The organism is Vibrio sp. 10N.286.49.B3, from assembly GCF_002873395.1.
Classification (GTDB): Bacteria; Pseudomonadota; Gammaproteobacteria; order Enterobacterales; family Vibrionaceae; genus Vibrio.
The window spans coordinates 17,572-34,686 of sequence record NZ_MCUV01000032.1 but is presented as its reverse complement, the minus strand read 5'-3'; the positions used below and the strand labels follow the sequence as shown (position 1 = coordinate 34,686).

Here is a 17,115-nt window from a genome sequence, read left to right as displayed (position 1 = left end):
CTTGTCTGTAGTACCAGCTTTATTTTTTCATAGTCCATCCTTGCACCACGTCATGCTCATAAAAAGTGCAATGCACAATGTAATGACACAAACTTGGCTGTATCTTCACTTACTGGCACATATCCTGCTCTAACAAGCTAATACCCCTTCACCGAGTAAGGAAATAACCGTGAAGAACCAACCGCTTGTTCATATTGAATTTTCACCTCACCGTAGCCTACAAGAGCAAATTAGAGAGTATTTACTCAATCAAATCGCTCAAGGAATGTATAACGATAATGCACTGCCCTCTTGTCGCAAGCTTGCTAGCACGCTGAGAGTGTCACGAAACACGATTGTGTTGGTTTATGACCGCTTGGTTGATGAAAGAATATTATTAGCTCATCAGCGCAGTGGGTACTTTACTAACCCTGCGAAATTACAGAGTTTAACGGCAAAAAATAGCTTTCAGCACCACCTAAAAATGAACAACAATGAAGCAAAACCTGCACACTTCTGGAGCAGTCGAGTTCAAAAACCATTGGATCAACAGAGAAATATTAATAAGCCAACCAATTGGCAGCAGTACCCTTACCCTTTTTTGTTTGGTCAGCCCGATCATACGATTTTTCCATTAAATTATTGGCGTGAGTGCGGACGTCTTTCTCAGCGCAGTAATGCGATTCAAGATTGGATTTCTGACTCGGTTGACAATGACGATCCAATGCTGATCAAACAGCTACAAACCAATGTGTTAACTAAGCGAGGCATACAAGCAAAACCAGAGCAGATCTTAGTGACCATTGGCACGCAAAATTCACTGTTCTTACTGGCACAACTGCTAAGCCACCCGGAGTGTAAACTTGGTGTGGAAGATCCTGGCTACCCAGATGTGCGTAATATTTTTGCTTATCACAATGCGCAAGTTACCCCGTTAAATATTGATCATCAGGGGCTCACCATCAGCAAAGAGTTGACACAATGTGACTATGTTTACACCACGCCTAGCCATCAAGTGCCCACGAACATTACGATGTCAATGAACCGTCGCCAGCAATTACTCACAGCGGCAGAAGAGCATGATTTGGTAATAATTGAAGATGACTATGACAGTGAAATCAATCTACTTAGCCAACCTCTTCCATCACTAAAAAGTCTCGATTCTAACGGGCGGGTTATCTATATCGGCAGTTTATCTAAATCACTCTCACCGGGGTTAAGACTTGGATTTATGGTGGCAGATGAAGCGATTATTACTGCCGCTCGTCAGTTACGCCGTTTAATGCTTCGCCATCCACCAGCAAACAATCAGCGTACCTGCGCTCTGTTTATTTCCATGGGTTATTACAACACCTACTTAAGCAAGTTACGTAAACACTGTATTGATAAGTGGACCTTAGTTCGTAAAGCGTTAGATCGTCATTTACCCACATGCATCACCAATGACAACATGGGGGGAAGTTCGTTCTGGTTACGCCTACCCGACACCATCTCTTGCCAACAGTTAGTTATAAAGGCGGAGCAAGTCGGTATCTTGGTCGAGCCTGGCGATGTGCACTTTTATGATCCTAGCAGCGATAATGAGCAGTACATACGTTTAGGATTTTCTGCCATTGATATTAATATGATAGAGCCAGGAATAGCCCGACTAGCTGAGGTCATAGAGCAAATGGTCATGGCTGAAAAGCCACAACAAGTAACGTCCTCTTTGGCTTAAAATGACCTGACCCCACAAAAAAAGCAATCTGGCTCTAAAACCACGCTTTGCCATTAGATAGAGTGAACCTATTGAAAATAAACACCATTAAGAGCGTATTGATACAGCTTCACTTTCTAGATGGATGTTATGGATAACACTCACTTTGCTTGGTAAGGACACATTATGACTTCAACATTACCTGTGGTATTTATTACAGGGGCAACTTCTGGCTTTGGTCTATCAACAGCGCGTAAGTTTGCTCAATTTGGCTACCCTCTTGTATTAACAGGTCGTCGAGCTGAACGCCTACACGCCCTAGCCGATGAACTTGCTCAACTAACTGCCGTACATATTGCACCACTGGATGTACGTGATGCCGACCAAGTAAAAAGCGTAATAGAGCAGCTGCCTAGCGAATTTCAGGCGATTGAAATACTCGTCAATAATGCTGGATTAGCGCTCGGTGCAGCCCCTGCCGATCAAGCCGATTTATCTGACTGGCACACCATGATTGAGACCAACGTCACTGGCTTGGTTAATGTCACTCACGCTTTATTGCCAACGCTTAAGCAGCAGCCAAAATCGAGCATCATCAACCTAGCGAGTATCGCTGCAAATTGGTCATACCCTGGCAGCCACGTTTATGGCGCAAGTAAAGCTTTCGTTGCACAGTTTTCTCGCAACTTACGCAGTGATTTTGCTGGCACAGGCATACGAGTGACCAGCTTAGAGCCAGGGCTTTCAGAAAGTGAATTTAGCCTAGTGCGCTTTAATGGCGATCAAGATAAATACAATCAGGTTTATAACAACACCAATCCACTGCAACCTGAAGATATTGCTGACATCATTTTTTGGATTGCCGAGCAACCAGCTCACATCAACATTAACAGCTTAGAAGTGATGCCTACATCGCAAGCATGGGACAATTTTAAAGTGGTTAAGCAATAAGAAGCTCTAGCAACTTTACTTAATATATGTCGTTATAAGATAAGGGAATTATTATGATTATTGGCGTACCTAAAGAAATTAAAATTCATGAATATCGCGTTGGTATGACTCCAGCAAGTGTAAGAGAAGTTTGCTCACACGGGCATAAAGTCTTTGTCGAATCAACAGCCGGTCTAGGCATTGGTTGTAGCGATGAAGAATATCGCTTAGCGGGTGCCGAAATTCTACCTGATGCGGATTCGGTATTTGCGATTGCAGAAATGATTATAAAAGTAAAAGAGCCACAAGCAATTGAACGTGCTCGTTTACGCCCAGGACAACTGCTCTTTACCTACCTACACCTTGCCCCTGATCTTGCTCAAACTGAAGATCTTATCGCCAGTGAAGCGGTATGTATTGCTTATGAAACGGTGACGGCAAGCAATGGCAGCTTACCATTACTTGCACCAATGTCAGAAGTTGCAGGTCGCATGTCGATTCAAGCGGGTGCAGCCTGTTTAGAAAAATCAAATGGTGGCATTGGTCTACTACTTGGTGGGGTTGCTGGGGTTGCGCCGGCTAAAGTGACGATCATTGGTGGTGGTGTGGTTGGTGCTAATGCTGCACAAATGGCGATTGGTTTAGGCGCTGATACCACTATTTTAGATAACAATATCGATACCCTACGTCGACTTAATGCACAATTTGGTTCGCAAGTAAAAACCTTGTATTCAAACAAATCTAATTTAGAAGACGCGGTGATCGGTGCTGACCTTGTCGTTGGTGGCGTGTTAATTCCGGGTGCTGCTGCGCCTAAATTGGTTAGCGCAGAAATGGTCGCAGCAATGCGTGCTGGTTCGGCAATTGTTGATGTCGCGATTGACCAAGGTGGTTGTTTTGAAACCTCGAAAGTAACGACACATGACGAGCCAACCTATATTGTTGATGATGTTGTCCACTATTGTGTTGGTAACATGCCGGGCGCTCTAGCAAGAACATCCGCATTTGCATTAAATAACGCGACGTTGCCTTATATTCTTCGTTTAGCTAATCAAGGTTACCGCCAAGCTCTATTAAATGATCAGCACTTGAAAAATGGTCTTAATGTTATTCACGGTAAAGTCACCAACCAAAGTGTTGCTGCTAGCTTAGATTTATCTTTTATCACTCAAGATAAAGCGTTAAGTGTAGCCTAGTAGCATTGCGACAACGCATGCACTCAAAGTAAGTTCACTTAATAAAAATACCCACTAAATTTATCGATTTAGTGGGTATTGCTTTTCTTACTCAACCATTTTCAATTGAGGTAATCTATGAATAAAAACGCTCATCTAAACTGGCACGAGTTAGCAACCCATCACAAGGAGCAAATCGATCACCAAATTTTTCCGCATATTCATTCATCAACTCAACTAACTGAGGGATACCTATTTGGTCCATATAATGGAAAGGTCCACCTAGGAATGGTGGGAAACCAATACCAAAAATAGCCCCGATATCACCATCTCTAGGACTGCGGATGACACCTTCATCGAGACAACGAATCGCCTCATTTAGCATAGGTAACACGCAGCGCAGCGCTATCTCTTTTGCTGCCAACTTCGCTTCTGGTTGCAGACCGAGCAGAGTATAAACACTCTTATCGACCTCTTTCTTCTTACCTTTATAGGTGTAGAAACCTTTGCCTGTTTTACGCCCTTTACGATCATCATTGAGCAAGATATCGAATACATCAGGACCTTGGAAACGATCGCCAAGTTCAGCCACCAAAATTGGCATGATTTTCGCGCCAATATCCACTCCGACCTCATCTAATAGCGTAATCGGTCCAACAGGGAAACCAAAATCAAGTAACGCCGTATCTAAACTCTCAATCGGCTCGCCACCCATTAAAACGGATGCGGCTTCATTCATATAAGGTGCAAGGATACGATTGACATAAAAGCCGGCACAATCTTTAACAACAATTGGAGTTTTGCCTTGTTTACGAGCCAATGCAACGACGGTTGAAATCGTTTCATCAGAGGTATTGGCATGCGGGATCACTTCCACCAGCGGCATTTTTTCTACTGGGCTGAAATAGTGTAAACCGACCACATTTTCAGGTCGCTGCGCTTTTTCAGCAATTTGATGGATAGGTAAAGATGAGGTATTCGTAGCAAAAATCGTCGTTTCGTTACCATGCTCCTCAATATCTGCCACCATCGTTTGTTTTAATTCTAGATCTTCAAATACCGCTTCAATAACCACATCAAGACGGTTAAACAAGGTAAAGTCGGTGCCACCCGATAACTGCAACATCTTAGATTGTAGCTGTGCTTTCGTTAAAATTCGGCGCTGACGCTGCTTATCAAACAGTTGATAGTTATAATTTAAAGCACCAAGCACCCCATCATTGGACACATCTTTAATGCGCACTGGAACCTTAGCTTTCGCCACACTAACATGACTAATACCAGCGCCCATCAAACCGCCACCTAAGACTCCTACACGCTCAACCGTGCGCGGCGTCGCATCACTGCCATGGTCTTTTTTCATTTCCGTGGTCGCAAAGAATAGCGAACGTAATGCTTTCGATTCATCGGTCATCACAAGTTGAGAAAATTTCTCCGCTTCAAGCGCTAAGCCCTTCTCAAAACCATGCTCTAGACCATTGCGAATGACCTCTAAAATGGCTGGCGCGGCTGGGTAGTTACCACGTGTTTTCTTATGCGCTTGTTTAGCTGCTTGATCAAAAACAACCTTACGACTCAACCCATTTTGCGATAACAGTTTCTCTTTGGTGCTCACCTTGCGTATTGGTGCGCTCTCTTCGTGTTTCTCTATCAGATCTTGGGCAACATCTAACAACACCGACTCAGGTACACAGGCATCAACCACGCCCAATTTCAGCGCCTTTTTAGCCCGTAATTGCTTACCGGTTAAGATAAGATCAAGCGCTGGCAGTAAACCAATTAAACGCGGTAAACGCTGCGTACCACCTGAACCAGGAAGTAAGCCTAATTGCACTTCCGGCAAGCCTAAACGGGTTTTATCTGAATCACTACACACCCGATAGTGACAAGCTAGCGCTAACTCAAGCCCACCGCCTAAACATGGTCCATGAATCGCAGCTACCACAGGGAAAGGCAAATCAGAGAGCGTTTGAAACATTTGCTGCCCTTGCGTCGCCAACGCTTTCGCCTCATCAGCGGTGGTACAGGCATCGAGCATACGAATATCAGCACCAGCAATAAAATTATCAGGTTTGAGTGAATGGACAATTAAACCTTTAATGCTACTTTTCTGCTCTTCAAGCTGAGTAAAAATCCCCTGCATATCATCGGCAAAGGCAGCTTGTAAGGTATTCATTTTTTCATTAGGAACATCAATGGCGAGCCAGGCTAGATCTTGCTCATCAATGGTTAAAGTAAATGCTGTTTGCTGACTCATTATTCCACCTCCAAGATCATCGCCGCACCTAAACCACCTGCCGCACACGCTGTATTTAATGCAATGCCACCACCACGACGTTTTAATTCACGCAGTGTTTGGGTCATCATTCTTGCCCCAGTTGCGGCAAAAGGGTGACCATAGGCAATAGAGCCGCCCAGCACATTAAACGTATCCATATCAATCTCACCCATCGCTTTTGCTCGCCCTAAATGTTCTTGAGCAAATTTATCACTGGCAAACATTTTTACGTTCGCTAAAGCTTGAGCAGCAAAGGCTTCATGCATATCAATAAGCGTTAGATCCGATAGAGATAAACCGGTATTTTTCAAAACTTGGGAAGTGGCATAAGAAGGTCCCATCAGCATATCGCTTTCAACCCCAATGGCAGAAAAAGCATAGCCACGGATATAACCAAGCACTTCAAGACCGAGCTCTTTCGCTTTACCTTCACGCATAAGCATAACGGCAGCACCACCATCGGTTAACGGCGTACTGTTCGCTGCTGTCACCGTGCCATATTGACGGTCAAACGCGGGGCGTAATTTGCTATAGCTTTCTAAACTGGAATCGTGGCGAATATTATTATCTTCACTGATCCATTTTTTATACGGAGCAGGAAAAGCAGTCATCACTTCACCTTGTATTTTCCCTTCTTGCCAAGCTTGTGATGCTAGAGAGTGTGAACGGTGAGCAAGTTCATCTTGATCGGCACGGCTAATGCTATGTGTTTTTGCCATCTGCTCAGCCGTTTGCCCCATTGAGATCCCTGTCGAGTATTCTGCAACCGCAGGAGGAATCGGCATGAGATCTTTGAGCGATAAGCTTTTTAATACATTGAGCTTCTGGCTTAGCGTTTTGGTTTTACTCAGCGCAAGTAAATTTGCTGCTAGCTTTTTTGACACCCCAATAGGTAAAACAGAAGAAGAGTCAGCACCACCAGCGATACCAATGTCTATCGTGCCAGCCATGATGCTCTCAGTCACATTCACCGCTGCCTGAAAACTGGTCGCACAAGCTCGCGTCACACTGTACGCATCGGTATGGATGTTCATCCCTGTCCCTAAAACGATTTCACGTGCAATGTTGGGTGCTTCTGGCATTTGTACCACTTGCCCAAATACAACCTGCTCGATCAGTGCTGGATCGATGTCAGTTCGAGACATCATTTCACTGACCACCATTTTGCCCAAATCGATAGCGGGAACATCACTAAACTCGGTACTTTGACGTGCAAATGGTGTACGTAGCCCTGCAACAATTGCAATGCGTTCACCAGAGCGTGTTTTCACTTCCTGTTTGCCCATTATTTCTCCTTAGCTGCCGATCAATGATCAACGAGAGTAAACCCGTTCTACTGAATAATTTGTTTATCAATAGAGACGAGATAGTAGAGGTCCGACCTGATTAGTGTAATAAAGATGTTAAATAAATCAAACAAGTGTTTATAATTATAGGTAAGTATGTGGGATGACAGGCAAAAAAAAACCACACAAAGAATGCGTGGTCGGAATATCTAAATAAAGCAATTAACTTGCGTCAATCGAAAATAATCAGTTTCCTGATTAGGAGAAAGTAAAGTCAGCCTTCAAAAGGAAGTTGTCATCTTGCTCAACATATCAACCACGAATGGTCAATGAGATGACAACGTACACTATAACGGCTTCACATAATCACATTTTGAAGTAGATCAATTTTTTATTGGATTTACCGCTTCTGGCATAAAAAGTTCTACACTCAATAAATTGCTGCTTAACTGCCATTCACAGAGCAAAAATGGAGGCTCCTGTGTCGATAAGAAAATTATTTGGAAAGAAAAAGTCGCCTAGCACGGTCAACTCTACTATGGATAAACAAAGAAAATATGAAGCCCTAGTTAGAGCCTATCACCGTGATCTTTTTCGCTACGGATACTGGCTATGCAAAGACAAAAGCATTGCTGAAGATCTCGTGCAAGAAACCTGCTTACGGGCATGGAAGTCTCTCGATAGCTTGCAAGATGAAAAAGCGGCAAAGTCATGGCTAATTACCATCTTAAGACGAGAGAATGCACGCCGATTTGAACGTAAACAACTCGATCTGGTCGATATAGATGATCATGGACATGATGTTAAGATAACCGATGATCCACACCATCAACAACAATGGCTTCAGGCACAAATCATGAACTTAGAAGTCGATTATCGCGAACCACTTTTCTTGCAAGTTATCGGCGGATTTAGTGGTGAAGAGATTGCCGATATTTTGCAGTTAAATAAAAATACCGTTATGACACGTTTATTTCGAGCCCGTAATCAACTCAAAGAAGCATTAGAGTCTGAAGAGGCACCAAGAGGACAAAACAATGGATGATTTAGAGTTTCGTCGCCGTGTTTTATCACAGCCAAAACAGCGTGACAGTGAGTTGCTTGATGTCATCAATAGCAATGAAAGTCATGCCAAGTTTCTAGATGAAGTGATGAGTTTAGATAACCAGATTGCCAATGCGATGGATGTCGATGTGCCTGATGATCTCGCCGATCGAATTCTGTTTAAACAAAGCAATGTGGATGACAGTAATGTCGTTAAAGTCAGTTTTGTGAAACGAGCAATGACCATGGCCGCATCGGTCGCTTTTGTTGCAGGTCTTGCAATGGGACAAATCAACTGGGGCAATGCACTGGTTTCCTCGGCGCACGCAACATTGGCCGATACCGCTATGCATCATGTGACTAGTGAAAAAGCCTTTATTAGCCAAGTGGATGAAAATGTCTCATCACAGCAAATTAACACCAAGTTGTCGCCATTTGCTTACCAGTTTCAGCAAAATTTTCCGTATCACGTTTACTACTTAAACCATTGTGGCTTTGGTGAATCCAACGCCATGCACATGGTCTTCCAGGGTGAAAAAGGCAAAGTTACACTGTTTTTAACCACGGTAGCGAGTGAGCAAGCCGATACGTTTAGCCAAGACAATATGCAGGGGATCATCATCCCTATCGAGCATAGCAGTCTTATCTTAGTGGGTGAAAATGGAGAAGATGTCGCTAAGATCTCCGAAAAACTGGCTCCAATGCTAAAAAAAAGCAGCTAAATAGACATTTGTCTTAGATTGGATAAAAACCAACCAAACCTCCCTCCTCCAGCGATGTGTGGTGTTCAATACTCTTTTTATACACTTGAGTTATTGGACACTACCAAACCATAGATATCAATCACTTAAAACATAAGCTAAGATTAGAAATAAGTTCCTTTAATTTTTATTTATCTGGTCTCATTTATTTAGAGCTAAAACTCTAAAACCTCTATTTTAACGGCACATTCGCGACATATGAGCGTTATTTTACTAATTTTAGCGCCAGATTAGCCAATGGTCGGATTTCTATTTTATTCACTTACCTCTATTATCGTCGCCAATGATTAGTGTTCACGAGTAAACACTCAATAATGAAGCCGCCAGCTCTCTGAAATTTGGCGCGTTCTCTTAATAGGAATCAATACCATGACTGTACAGACGCGTCTGTTTAAAAAATCACTTTTAGCGTTAACGGTAGCTGTAGCATCACAACAAGCAATGGCTGCAGGCTTTCAATTAAACTCACAATCGGCAACCGGTCTTGGCCGCGCAGCCGCTGGTGATGCGGTTATCGCTGATAACGCAGCAGTAATGGCGCGTAACCCAGCAGCCATGGCACTGTTTGATGAGACGTCACTGTCGCTAGGCTTTAATACCATTACCTCAGACATTAAAGTTAAAGACGCCAAATATAAGCCAGGCTACTTTCAACCAGAGCAAAGTATTGATGATTACAACGACGCTGGTGATACCTCAATTGCACCGAATATTCACCTTATTGTGCCAATCAACGACAAGTTTGCAGTCGGTATGAACGCCTACACCAACTTTGGTACTAAAACGGAATTTGGTGATGACTTTGGCGGTCATGAATATGGTGGTCTGACCGATGTAAAAAGTGTCAACTTAGGTCTATCTGGTTCTTACCGTGTCAATGATCAACTCAGCTTTGGTGCCGGATTAGATGTTATTTACGGTGCGGGTACCATGAAACGTGAGCTTGCTAGTGGCACAGCTTTACTTGATGTCGATAACGCAACTGGTTGGGCTGTCGGCTTTAACCTTGGCGCTGTGTATGAAGTGAATGAAAATAACCGCTTTGGTTTGGCTTACCACTACAGCCCAGAGATGACAGCAGAAGATGATAAAGGCCAAGAGATCACCTTGCCACTGCCTGATATGGTGGAGTTCTCTGGTTATCATCGCATTGACGATACAAAATTTGCCGTGCACTACAGCGTACAATGGATTGGTTGGAGTACGTTTGATTCTATCGAGTTTGATAATTTACAAGATGGTATATTAGGTCAGGTAGGAAGCTATAGTAAAGACTACGCTTGGCAAGATGGTTGGCACTACGCGATTGGTGGTACTTACTACCTCAACCGTGATTGGACTCTACGTGCCGGTTACATGTACGACACCAGTGCGCAAGACGAGTTAACCTCAGTATCAGTACCAGATTCTGATCGTCAATGGCTATCGGCAGGCTTTACATACCACATCAACCAAAAGTCAAATATCGACTTTGGTTTCACTTACCTAATCGGTGCTGATGTTGATGTTGAAGAAAGCACACCACTTCTTGGTTCATCAATCACAGCAACCACACGTGCAGATGCTATTTTGGTTGGCTTACAATACAGCCGCAGCTTCTAATCACTCATCATGTAAGCTGAATGTATTTAGGGTTGGCATTTGCCAGCCCTTTTTTATGCCTGATATTTATCACTACGTACGCCATAGACAGCTAACATTGTGAATATGATGGAGCAACATCAATGGGCATGAATGCCCATTGCTAAGCGTATAGGGAGGTCTTGAGCGGTCTGCAGAATCACCTTTACACCCTTCCCTGCCTAGTAATATGGCATTTATCTTGCTTTTACTTTTTATAGCCTTTACTATTTGCCTCTAATTGGTTGATTTAATAATCAATTTCAGCGTACAGGCGTAGCACCAAAGCGCCCACTCACCCTACAGGTGTACGCTCAAAGCCAAGATGATAAGTCTCATTTAAAGAGTTTATCGCTAATTAATGTAAGAATTTGATACAAAACTCTTAATATTCCCTTTAAATGTAATTTCATTTCTAAAGTAACCACTCTAAACATAAACTAGCGCTCTTAATATAGTTACTTCAGCGAACATTCAAATGAAATATAACAGGACGTCCCTCTCTCTTGCCGTCATTTTCGGCTTACTTTCTCACAGCGCAACTACCAATGCCGCCGGCTTTCAACTGGCTGAGTATTCAGCTACTGGTCTTGGTCGTGCTTACGCCGGTGAAGCAGCAATGGCAGACAACGCCAGCGCACAATGGCGTAACCCTGCGATGCTGACGTACCTAAAAGGAACGCAAATTTCAACGGGTGCTATTTATGTCGCACCCAATATGGATGTTTCTGGCACAGTAACACCGCCCTCAACAGGTGGCGATATTAGCTACGATGCAACAAGTAACGACATTGCTCATAATGCAGTGATCCCTAACTTCTACCTCTCGCATCAAATCAACCAAGATCTATTCTTCGGTTTTGCCCTTGGTACAAATTACGGTATGGAAACCGATCTTGGTAGTGACTTTGCTGGTAGCCACTTTGGTGATCAAGCGAGCATCATGACGATGGAAGTTAATGCTAACCTTGCTTACCAGTTAACGGATGCTGTTAGCATTGGTGGTGGTATTCGTTACGTATTAGGTGAAGGTCACTTTGGAGCAACACTACCTGACCATATATCAGGCGGTAATGACATTACTTTAAAATATATGGAAGGTGATGATACCGCTTGGGGTTATCAACTGGGTGCAGCTTGGCAAGTTAATGACGATCACCGCATTGGTGTAACGTACAAATCTGAAGTAATGATGGACTTTGCCGGTCACGCTAATGGCATAGGGTTTGGAGAAGGAGCAGATACTAAGCTCCCAGGAAAACTTTCCATTGCCCTGCCACAAACCGTAGAAATTGCCAGTTTTCATCAGTTAACTGATCGCTGGGCAATGCACGCTAGCGTTAACTGGACTGATTGGAGTTCTTTTGAGCAGCTTGTTGCTGAGCTTGATGAGTTAGGATCAAGCGTAATTAAAGATGAGAACTGGGAAGATAACTACCGCTTTGCGATTGGTGCGACTTATCTTTACAGCCCAAAACTGACTCTGCGCACTGGTATTGCTTACGATATGTCAGCGGTGAGTGATAAAAACCGTACTGCAACTATCCCTGAAACTGACCGTACTTGGTTTAGTGCCGGTGCTAGCTACGCCTTTAGCTCACAGTTTAGCTTGGATGCAGGTTTAACTTATATTCATGCTAAAGAAGCGGCTATTTATGAGCCTCGCGGTGAGTCAGATGATCAGGCGGCTGACATTGGTGGTGCTTTTGAAGGCAGTGTCTCAGGTGATATCTGGTTAGCCGGTTTACAGTTTAACTATATCTTCTAAGTAACGAGTAAAAATAAAAGCGCCGAAGCATTTGATTGTTCGGCGCTTTTTTTATTGCCCCGACAAAATGTGATCTAAATCGAAATTTTTACTTATAAGCTTAGGTCTTATGTAATTAGAAGCGATTCATTCTTCTAAAAACAAATTTTGCATCAACAAGCTATTTTGCACTGACAAACAATTTGTCATCATCAAGCTATTATGAAAAAGAGAGGCAATAATGAAAATTCTAATGATTCTAGCACTGACCCTAGGCTTTTCGGTTTCATCATTCGCAGCAATGGACAAAATGTCGAGCTACGATAATCAGCACAATTATATGGCTAAGAAAGGTCATGATAAAGATGATCGTATGCCAATTAATCATACGAACAATAAAAAACGTTAAGTCGATTGAACCGTTATACACCTAGCCAACACGTTCGTTCAGTTATACCTATAACTGTTATAGCGACTCAAATAAAATAGATAGGAAGGGATACCTATTTATTGTCAATACCACCACTCCTACCCTAGTCAATAAGTGACAGCAACCGACAGATAATAAACAAATAGTCACCTTAGCTTATTCAAACACTAGATAACAAAAAACCGCACAAAAGTTCGTTCATCACGACTCTCATGCGGCTCTATTATTTTCCACTCATCAATACCGTGCTAAACCCCAGCCCTTAATATCAATGTGGTATTTTGCGGCATTGCTATTACTGTGCGTTAGCTTCACGCTCAGCAATGAACGCTAGTGCTAGCTTAATGCGCGCAGCAACACGTTCTTTACCAATCAGTGCCATAACAGCATCAACAGAAGGTGATTGACCACCACCGGTTACCGCAACACGTAGTGGCATACCGATTTTGCCCATACCAATTTCTAGCTCTTCACATACTGCTGCAATCACACCATCTTTGATGTTTGCTGTTGTGAACTCTTCTAGCGCTTCCACTTTCGCAAGTGCTAGCTCTAGTGGACCTTTAGCCACACCACGTAGGTGCTTCTTCGCTGCGCCCGCTTCAAACTCAGAGAAATCTTCGTAGAAGTAACGAGACTGCTCAGCAAGTTCGATAAGAGTATTACAACGCTCACCCACTAAGGTGATCACTTCAGTAATAGCAGGACCATTGGTTGTATCGATCTTCTGCTCATCTAGATGCCATTGTAGGTATTTTGCAACATACTCAGGTGCTGATGTTTTGATGTAGTGGTTGTTCAACCAAAGTAGTTTTTCAGTGTTGAATGCAGAAGCCGATTTGCTAATTGCGTTCAAGCTGAATAAGTTAATCATCTCTTCTTGAGAGAAAATTTCTTGATCGCCATGAGACCAACCTAGACGAACTAAGTAGTTGTTTAGGGCATTTGGTAGGTAACCTTCATCACGGTATTGCATTACCGATACAGCACCATGACGCTTAGATAGTTTTGCACCGTCATCACCAAGAATCATTGCACAGTGAGCAAACGTAGGAACCGGCGCGCCTAGTGCTTCATAGATGTTGATTTGGCGAGGTGTGTTGTTGATGTGATCTTCACCACGAACAACGTGGGTAATACCCATGTCCCAGTCATCCACTACAACGACGAAGTTGTAAGTTGGAGCACCGTCTGTACGACGAATGATCAGGTCATCAAGTTGGCTGTTTGCGATTTCAATGCGACCACGGATCTGGTCATCAAATACTACGCTGCCTTCTTTAGGATTACGGAAACGGATAACACAAGCATCACCTTCTTGTGCGGCTTCATTAGCTGCAACAATTTTTGGGTGATTAGCATCGTAGCGAGCCATTTCTTTGTTTTCTTCTTGCTCTGCACGAATTTCATCAAGCAGTTCTTTAGACGCATAACATTTGAATGCTTTGTCTTCTGCAAGTAGCTTATCAACCATTTCGTTGTAACGGTCAAAACGCTTAGATTGGTAGTAAGGACCTTCATCCCATTCCATACCCATCCATTGCATACCTTCTAGAATTGCATCAACCGCTTCTTTAGAGTTACGCTCAAGGTCGGTATCTTCGATACGTAGAACGAATTCACCACCTTGATTCTTAGCGAAAAGCCAAGAGTAAAGTGCAGTACGTGCACCACCAACGTGAAGATAGCCAGTTGGGCTAGGAGCAAAACGAGTTTTAACCGTCATTTGAATTCCTTAGAGATGATAGTTGCCGTAAATCTATAGGTTACGGCGAAGACAAGGATATAAAGTGACGACATTTTACCACTCTAAGGTAAATCTACAATGATCTGCTTATTTTAAATTTTGCATCGCCCATTGCATAAAGCGTTGCTGCTGATCTCTATCAAGTTGATTAAAGCGCGTTTGCAGCCCTTCCATTCCTTCACTTGTAGGTAATACCTGTGGATGGCTAGTCTCTGCTTTAGTTAAGCTCGCGTTGTAATCTGCCACTTCTCGCTGATAATCACGAAAGCCTTGTAAGCCTCCCTTATTCATTTGCACTAACTCATAACGGATAGGCTCACCCGATTCAGTGACTAAAGTAAACTCTGGGCTACGCTCAAATTGGTTCGCATCGTCTATGGTACGAAAGGTGTCGTAACTCATGGTCAAGGCTTGCTGATCTGGAGCATTAAATGTCAGCAGTAATGGTTGAGAATCAAACTTACGGCGCTTTCCGTCTTCAAAAACAATCTGCCCTATGGTCACTGCTAATTGATTCTGCCCTGCTTGTAGTTGAATGGTATGCCTAGCTGTAAAGTGACGGTTATGAATTTTATCGCCATTCAGCACTTGAGGCACTAATTCAGCCTGTAGCGCCAATGTTGTTTCAGCACTCGCTAACGAAGAAAAAAACAGCGTGAAAACCATCAGAATTATCGATTTATTGATCATCGTAATAACATCCATACTTTTATAAAAACGAGTAAAGGGCATGACAAGCACACCCTTTAATATCAAAGCTAACTTACTGTATTTATACTGATAAAACAGTGTTTATTCATCGGGTTTAGAAGTAGTACTCAACACCAACTGAGAACTCATCGTAGCTCGCTGACTTCCAACGATTTGTTCCACCTTTACTATCTGTAAAACCATTGCTATAAGTTGCTGCATCACCGAAATCAAGCGTACGTGCACGAACATACAAAACGGCTGACGGGTCAACAAAGTACATCACTTGAGCTGACAATACATTATCATCGGTATTATCAATGGTTTTACCATTACGCTCTAACTCAAAGTTTGCCGCATAACCCAGTTTGTACTGCCAATCACCAGTGGTGTACATCAAGCCTGCAGACATGGCATTTTGCTTTTCATCAACAGAGCCTGCTGACGCTTCCATCATTTTGTATTGTGCAAAGAATGAAATACCATTATCAAACCAACCTTGCAGACCAACTAGGTAGGAGTCATTGCTCCACGTTGAACCTTCAGATTCAATATTACGGTTGCCTTCATAAGCGGCATCCAGCTGAATTGGACCTATTTTATAATGACCTGCGATACCAGCCCAGTAATCATCACCTTCGCCTAAAGCAGCATCATTACCTGCACCGACGGCGACATTAAATGATAAGGCATCAAGATACATTGGCGTATCCCAGCGCAGTGTATTGGATTGGCGATCTTTGTATTTAGAGCCACCAATTGAACCACCCCAGTCATAGACATCGCCTAAACCTGGGTTAGAAGCTGGCCAATCGACCAGTTCATACATTGGCGTTAATACGCGACCTAAACGGAATTTACCTAATCCATCACTTTCAAAGCCGACAAACGTATCACGCTCACCTAGACCTGCGCCTGAACCACCAAAGCTAGGATCGACATAACCGCCTTCTATTTGCCAAAGGAAGGTTGGACCAAAGTTTGCGAAGTTTTTCTTACCACGGAAACCAATGCGCGACTCGTTGTTAAGCTGAGCGCCACCTAAAGCATCATTGGTCGCGTTATCGCCAGAATCATAATTACGATATGCAGCCTGCATAGCAATGATCCCGTAGACTTCATAAGCAAATGAATCTTCAGTTAAAAATTTATCTGCTGAGTCACCAAAGGCTGAATCTGCAAAAGCTGAACCACTAAGCATTAGTGTTGCAACGGTAGCACCAAGCAATGTTTTTTTGAATGTAGACATAAGAATAACCCCTATTCCCTATTTATTTTTATCGCTATCAATCAGGTCGCGATAAACTCCAACTCGTACAAACCAGAGTCCTTACAAACCAAACTGTTAACGTGTGTTTTATTTTGGACGGGTTCACTATCGCAAACTTTTTTTCGCACCGAAAAACATTACCATTGAGACTCTGATCCAGTTCAAAATCACAAATACCAAAAAAAACATAAATACCTAAAAAACAAAAGCTTAAATCAATATTATCAAAATTAAAAAACGTCAAATCTCAAATTATTCGCAATATCATCAGTTTAAACACCCTATAAAGTGGTAGTTATGTGACCGCTCTCTCCTGGGATTTATATCTATTGACGGCCGTTTATTTCTTCAAACGATAAATCATGAGATAAATCACATTACTTATGCACTTAAAATCTTACGTAAAAAAAGAAAATGACGTCTTAATTGGCAAACTGTATTAGAAATGAGATCGAGATAAGT

At 42.8% G+C, this 17,115-nt stretch carries 13 protein-coding genes; 8 read left to right on the top strand and 5 right to left on the bottom strand.

From position 1 onward, the window contains the following. The first annotated feature begins 169 nt into the window (after positions 1–169). The 3 genes from BCU68_RS11560 (at position 170) to ald (ending at position 3,801) form a co-directional block, all read left to right on the top strand. Positions 170–1,696, top strand: a complete 1,527-nt coding sequence (locus BCU68_RS11560) for a PLP-dependent aminotransferase family protein (protein WP_102564895.1) — start codon at positions 170–172, stop codon at positions 1,694–1,696. Positions 1,697–1,861: 165 nt separating this feature from the next. Further along, complete coding sequence (locus BCU68_RS11555) at positions 1,862–2,626, top strand: SDR family NAD(P)-dependent oxidoreductase (RefSeq protein ID WP_102564894.1); 765 nt, start codon at positions 1,862–1,864, stop codon at positions 2,624–2,626. A gap of 53 nt (positions 2,627–2,679) precedes the next feature. Next, the gene (gene ald / locus BCU68_RS11550) at positions 2,680–3,801 is read left to right on the top strand and encodes an alanine dehydrogenase (RefSeq protein WP_102564893.1); all 1,122 of its coding nucleotides are present in this window, start codon (positions 2,680–2,682) and stop codon (positions 3,799–3,801) included. 115 nt (positions 3,802–3,916) lie between these two features. Here ald and fadJ read toward each other — a convergent pair whose 3' ends face one another. After that, on the bottom strand, positions 3,917–6,037 hold the full coding sequence (fadJ, locus tag BCU68_RS11545; RefSeq protein WP_102564892.1) for a fatty acid oxidation complex subunit alpha FadJ: 2,121 nt from the start codon (positions 6,035–6,037) through the stop codon (positions 3,917–3,919). After that, a complete protein-coding gene (fadI, locus tag BCU68_RS11540; RefSeq protein ID WP_102564891.1) occupies positions 6,037–7,344 on the bottom strand; it encodes an acetyl-CoA C-acyltransferase FadI in 1,308 nt (435 codons plus the stop codon). Before fadI ends, fadJ begins: the two co-directional genes overlap by 1 nt. A gap of 469 nt (positions 7,345–7,813) precedes the next feature. Between fadI and BCU68_RS11535 the strand changes: the two genes are divergently transcribed. From BCU68_RS11535 to BCU68_RS16960, 5 genes are all read left to right on the top strand, one after another. After that, on the top strand, positions 7,814–8,389 hold the full coding sequence (locus tag BCU68_RS11535; RefSeq protein WP_102564890.1) for a sigma-70 family RNA polymerase sigma factor: 576 nt from the start codon (positions 7,814–7,816) through the stop codon (positions 8,387–8,389). Next, on the top strand, positions 8,382–9,110 hold the full coding sequence (locus tag BCU68_RS11530; protein WP_102564889.1) for a DUF3379 domain-containing protein: 729 nt from the start codon (positions 8,382–8,384) through the stop codon (positions 9,108–9,110). The genes BCU68_RS11535 and BCU68_RS11530 overlap by 8 nt, the downstream gene beginning before the upstream one ends. A 408-nt stretch (positions 9,111–9,518) precedes the next feature. Next, on the top strand, positions 9,519–10,751 hold the full coding sequence (locus tag BCU68_RS11525; RefSeq protein ID WP_102564888.1) for an outer membrane protein transport protein: 1,233 nt from the start codon (positions 9,519–9,521) through the stop codon (positions 10,749–10,751). A 496-nt stretch (positions 10,752–11,247) separates the two neighbouring features. After that, complete coding sequence (locus BCU68_RS11520; protein WP_102564887.1) at positions 11,248–12,537, top strand: outer membrane protein transport protein; 1,290 nt, start codon at positions 11,248–11,250, stop codon at positions 12,535–12,537. A gap of 220 nt (positions 12,538–12,757) precedes the next feature. Then, positions 12,758–12,925: a hypothetical protein gene (locus BCU68_RS16960; RefSeq protein ID WP_157935197.1), complete on the top strand. Its 168-nt coding sequence runs from the start codon at positions 12,758–12,760 to the stop codon at positions 12,923–12,925. 316 nt (positions 12,926–13,241) lie between these two features. On the opposite strand, the gene gltX is transcribed toward BCU68_RS16960, so the two are convergent. The 3 genes from gltX to BCU68_RS11505 form a co-directional block, all read right to left on the bottom strand. Further along, positions 13,242–14,672 carry a glutamate--tRNA ligase gene (gene gltX, locus BCU68_RS11515; protein ID WP_102564886.1) on the bottom strand — a complete coding sequence of 477 codons (1,431 nt, stop codon included), beginning with the start codon at positions 14,670–14,672 and terminating at the stop codon, positions 13,242–13,244. Between the two features lie 108 nt (positions 14,673–14,780). Then, positions 14,781–15,425, bottom strand: coding sequence for a DUF2057 domain-containing protein (locus tag BCU68_RS11510; protein ID WP_241901363.1), 645 nt, complete (start codon positions 15,423–15,425; stop codon positions 14,781–14,783). Positions 15,426–15,498: 73 nt separating this feature from the next. Next, entirely contained in the window at positions 15,499–16,632 is a 1,134-nt protein-coding gene (locus BCU68_RS11505) for a porin (RefSeq protein WP_102564885.1), read from the bottom strand. Positions 16,633–17,115: the final 483 nt, after the last annotated feature.